General features: G+C 77.1%; 1 pseudogene. It reads left to right on the top strand.

The window, feature by feature from the left end:
* Positions 1-415: pseudogene (locus AX685_RS08785) on the top strand (cysteine ABC transporter permease); the annotation flags it as partial.

Raw genomic sequence — 415 nt, 5'->3', positions numbered from 1 at the left:
GCTCGCGACGGGCGCGGCCGCGGTCGGCGTGTTCCTGCTGGCCATGCCCGCCGGCACGGCGCTGGCGGCGCTCGGCGCGCTGACCGCGGCGGCGGCGATGGACGGGATCATGCCGGCGCTGCGCGAGCGCGCGGCACGGTCCGCAACGCGGGAGGCCGCTGCACGACTTGGCGCGCTGTTCATGCCCGACCCGCCACCTTTCCCCAAGCCCCGTTCGGCCGCCCTGACGCTGCCGGGCGTCGGCACGCTGGTCCCCGCGGGTGCGCGGATCGCGATCACCGGCGCGACCGGCACGGGCAAGACCAGCCTTGTCGAGGCGATGATCGGGCTGCGCCACCATGACGCGCCGGGTATCCGGCTGGGCGATATGCCGCTGGCGGCGCTGCCGGCGGCGACGCTGCGCGCGACCTTCGCC

Source organism: Sphingomonas sp. CCH9-F2 (assembly GCF_001556735.1).
Classification (GTDB): domain Bacteria; phylum Pseudomonadota; class Alphaproteobacteria; order Sphingomonadales; family Sphingomonadaceae; genus Sphingomonas; species Sphingomonas ginsenosidimutans.
The sequence above is the reverse complement of the archived record's forward strand: the minus strand, read 5'-3'. Positions and strand labels throughout refer to the sequence as shown.